General features: G+C 67.1%; 3 protein-coding genes and 1 pseudogene. All 4 read right to left on the bottom strand.

All coding sequences use genetic code 11. The features are described from left to right. Window positions 1-250: SDR family NAD(P)-dependent oxidoreductase (locus R1101_RS0117495; protein ID WP_016934659.1), on the bottom strand; the 250-nt coding region annotated here is incomplete at its 3' end. Further along, complete coding sequence (locus R1101_RS0117490; RefSeq protein WP_157179172.1) at window positions 247-450, bottom strand: hypothetical protein; 204 nt, start codon at window positions 448-450, stop codon at window positions 247-249. The genes R1101_RS0117490 and R1101_RS0117495, both read right to left, overlap by 4 nt. An 89-nt stretch (window positions 451-539) precedes the next feature. After that, window positions 540-622: pseudogene (locus R1101_RS31535) on the bottom strand (alpha/beta fold hydrolase); the annotation flags it as partial. A 159-nt stretch (window positions 623-781) separates the two neighbouring features. Continuing rightward, a complete protein-coding gene (locus tag R1101_RS0117485) occupies window positions 782-3,544 on the bottom strand; it encodes an ATP-binding protein (protein ID WP_026003405.1) in 2,763 nt (920 codons plus the stop codon). Window positions 3,545-4,105 lie beyond the last annotated feature (561 nt).

The raw sequence follows: 4,105 nt of genomic DNA, 5'->3' as shown, positions 1-4,105 counted from the left end.
GGATCCCGGCATTGTTGACGAGGATGTCGAGGTGGCCGACCTGCCCGCGCAGTGTCTCGACTGCAGCGTCGACCGACGCATCGTCGGTCACGTCCAGTTGAACGAAGTGGGCACCGAGCCGGTCGGCGGACGCGCGGCCGTTCTCGGCGTCGCGGGCGCCGATCCAGACGGTCTGGCCGGCCTGGATGAGGCGACGGGCCACTTCGTAGCCGAGACCCCTGTTGCCGCCGGTGATCAATGTGGTTGTCATGTTTCCTCTTTCGTGGCATGTGGTGGTGCCGGTGCCGCGCGTGAAGAAGTGCGTGGAGAATCGGCAACGTTCGTGATGGAACCTTCGACCAGTGCGAGCATCTGGGGGGACGAGGTCCCGCATTCGCGGTGCGCTCGGATGGCGTCGAGCAACTCACGGTTCTGCCGACGTTTGTCGGCGTTGATGGTCTCGGCGTTCACCGTGCACATTCCGTGAGGCAGGACCGGATACGCCCTCGACGATGCGTTCTCGATCGGCAATCCTCCTGGGTTCGATTCGGGCGGTCCATGCCGTGGTGGAACATGATCGGCCGGCCGGCGCCCCAACCCTTGTAGAAGATCTCGACCCGTCATCGGTTGTGAGGAAGGGCATGGTGGACTCCTCGCATTCGGCCCGGGTGCCGGGTGAATTGTTGACTCCACCAGCGTCGCTCAGCGCGGTGATAGCAGCCTCCGTCAGTTGACTGCCATGTCATGGCCGTCTACTCGAGTCGGGTCCTCTACAGCACGGCACCCGGCTCGCGGACCCCACTTACCGGGTGGTCGGCGCTTCGGGAGGCAGAGCGTCGAGAGCGTCTCGGAGAGCGGCACGGGATGTGATCCCCAGCTTCGGAAACAACCGATAAAGATGTGACGAGACGGTCCGCGGTGACAGGAAGAGTCGCGAGGCGATCTGCGGGTTCGACAGCCCCGTTGCTGCGAGCCTGGCGACCTCGAGCTCTTGTGGCGTGAGTCTGGTGCCGACATTGCCCCGGGAAGCGCGCGTCATTCCCGTGCCGCGAAGCTCAGCCTTCGCCCGGGCCTCCCAGGTCCGGGCCCCGACCCGCTCGAACTGGGCATAGGCAGCGTTCAGCTCCACCCGCGCGTCACGGGTGCGTCCTCGTCTGCGCAGTTCTTCGCCGTACGCCAGATGCGCGCGGCCTACCTCGAAGGGCCAGTGCTCGATGGCCGGGAGCGCGAGCGCCTCCTCGAATCGTCGGACCATGTCGTCGGGTTCCGACGTCATTGCGGTGACTGTCGCCACGCTCAGCGCCCATCGTGGTGACAGGCGGTCGACACCCGCCGCACGCAGCGCGTCGGCGTGCCGCCGCGCCTCCGCACCGCGCCCGGTGCGTAGTGCCGACTCGACGAGGTCCGGTGCGGACCAGAGCGCTTCGGGGTTGAAGGGTGGTAACACGCCGGGCGGGCAGATCGCCGTAGCGTGCTGGAAGGCTGTGTCGAAGTCAGCGGCGCCGATGGCCGCGCGGGCGGCTGCCTGGTGGCCGCAGTTCTCCAACCGCCGTAACCTTCTGGGCTCCGACCAGCTCCAGATGTGCTGACAGTGGACACGGCACGCATCGAGGTCGCCGCGCTGAGCTTCGACCATCGCCGCGATGTAGCGACCGACCTGGCCGAACAGGTGGTAGCCGGTCTCCTCACACAACGCGATGAGCTCGGCGGCAGCGTCGGCCGATGACTGCCACCTGCCGCTGTGCAGGTCGTCCAGAGCGACGAACATGAGCCCCGGCATGCTCGCGCCGACCGCGCCGTCATCGCCGACGATGCGAGAAACAGCCTCACGGCAGCCTGAAAGGCGGTCGAGGTACGAGGCGGCCAGGGCAGTGCGAACGACGATGTCGGCGTCGGTCTGGTCTTCGAGGTGGGAGATCTCGTCATCCAGTCGACGAAGCATGTCGTCCGTGACGGACCCTGGGGCGTAGTGGACGCGGCCCATGGACACTGCTGCCGCGGGCGAATCCTCGGGAAGCGGGCCGAGGATGCCGATCAGGGGCTGCCAATGCTCGTCGCGTCCCGAGTAGTGGCTGGCGAGGGTCAGGGTGAAGAGCGCAGTCTCGAGTTCGCCACGTGGCAGCTCGGAGGGGTCCAGGTTCTCCTCGATCAGCTTCATCAACAACGCGTGGGCGGTATCTGCATCCCCCTCGGTGACGAGCACCAGAAGGGCAGCGGCCGCGGCCGTGGCCAGCGCCTCCGGCGGGTTCCCGTGCATCTCACGCATGATCTCGTGCGAGGTGTCCAGTCGGCCGGCCACCCATGCGGCGATGTACGCCGCTCGGGAGAGGCGGCGTGTTCGGTTCCCCGAGTCTGGAGTCAGTTGGGCGGCGCGACGCAGACGAGCGACGGCACCGGCAGCGTCACCGCGCCGCAGACTGCTCTGCGCCGCGGTCTCGACGACCGAGGCCACCACTTCGTCGGGCACCGTCGTGGCTCGCGCGAGATGGTCACCGCGGCGTTCCGGTTGGTCGAGGAGCGCCTCGGCCAAGCGGTGGTGCGCACTGCGACGCTGTTCTCCTGTGGCGCCGTCGACCACCGCGGACCTGACCAGCGGGTGTCGGAAGCGAATGGCGCGACCGTTCTCGGCGACCTCGAGCAGGTGGTCGCGTTCTGCAGGAGCGAGCCCGTCGAGTGTGCTCGGTCCACCAGCCACTTCGAGGAGCCCGAGGTCGCCGGAGCTCTCGAGTGCCGCGAGCAGGAGTAGGTCGCGGGTTCTCTGCGGTAGTTGCTCGATGCGGGCTGCGTACAGAGCGCGGACATCTCGTCCTTGCCCGCTCGTCCAACACGATCCACGCAGATCCGTGTCCCCGGACACGCTGGTGGCGCCGGCGAACTCGAGTAGAGCGAGTGGGTTGCCCTGAGCTTCTCGTGCCACCGTCTGCAGAACCCGGGGAGGTAGATGATCAAAACTTGTGGAGAGCAACCGCAGTGCGCCCGCGTCGTCGAGAGGCGCGATCGCGAGCTCGGTGAGGCCGATCGACCGGAACACTTCGTCGGTCTCGGTGCGCCAGGCTCCGAGAAGTCCGATTCGGCGGCCCGCGAGCCTTCTGGCGACGAATGACAACGTGGATCGGCTCGCGTCGTCGAGAGCGTGGAGGTCATCGACGACGACCAGGAGTGGTTGTTCCTTCGCGGCCTCGCTGAACAGCACCAGCGCCGCGTTCAGTACGGCGATCCGGTCGGGTGTGGGGCCGGTGCCAAGGCCGATCGCGACCTCGAGGGCCTCTCGCGGGGCATCGGGCAAACCGTTGATCTCGCGAGGGAGCGAGGCCACGAGTTCGTGGAGACCCGAGAAGCTGATGTCCGTTTCATACTCGACGCCACTGCCGCGGATGACCCGCATCTTCTTCGTGAGCGCAAGGTCGGCGGTCGCGTCCAGGAGCGCAGTTTTCCCCACTCCCGGATCTCCGGTGAGGAGGGCTGCGGCTCCATCCGTCGCCGCTCTACCCACGAACTTCGTGAGCTCGGCAAGTTCGCGGTCTCTCCCCACCAGTGCGGTCGGATCGACGCCTACCCTCGCCAATGTTGTCCCGCCTCGTACTCATCGTGGCCCTGATGGTTGGAACAGCAGTACGACCAGCCACGCGGTCGAGAAGAAAGTACCTCACTGACAGCACCCCTTCGACCGATCCGGGACTGTCGGGACAACACACGGCGAGGACCGCGTCTCGATGCGTGCCGTCGCCGACCCGGCCGGGGTTGCCGTGGGATTGGTGCGACACCGCTACGAGACCGACGACGGGTTACGCGCCGCCGTCGGACAACCGGTCGTCGACCACTACGCTCCGGTGATCGGCTCAGTGCCGAATGTGGGCACTCCGGCCCAGGTCGACGCCGCCCGAGACGAGGCGGTGCGGAACATGCGCGAGACGCATCCGACGGGTGGTGAACTACATCCGGCGCACAGTGCTCGATCCGCAGAGACGTCAGCTGGGCAGTGGCGACGGCGATCTGCTCGGTCCCGGTAGCGCGCGGGCCGCCGAGGACGCTGCCGTCGACGAGGAGACGACGGAGAACGTCTCGCCCGAACCGTCGCTGAACTCGCCGTCGATGTAGGTCAGCGCTTCGGGCAACCGCGCCGTGT

Origin of the sequence: Rhodococcus sp. R1101 (assembly GCF_000278445.1) — a bacterium.
In the GTDB taxonomy this organism is placed as follows: Bacteria; Actinomycetota; Actinomycetes; order Mycobacteriales; family Mycobacteriaceae; genus Rhodococcus; species Rhodococcus gordoniae.
This window is presented reverse-complemented; position numbering and strand designations above follow the sequence as displayed.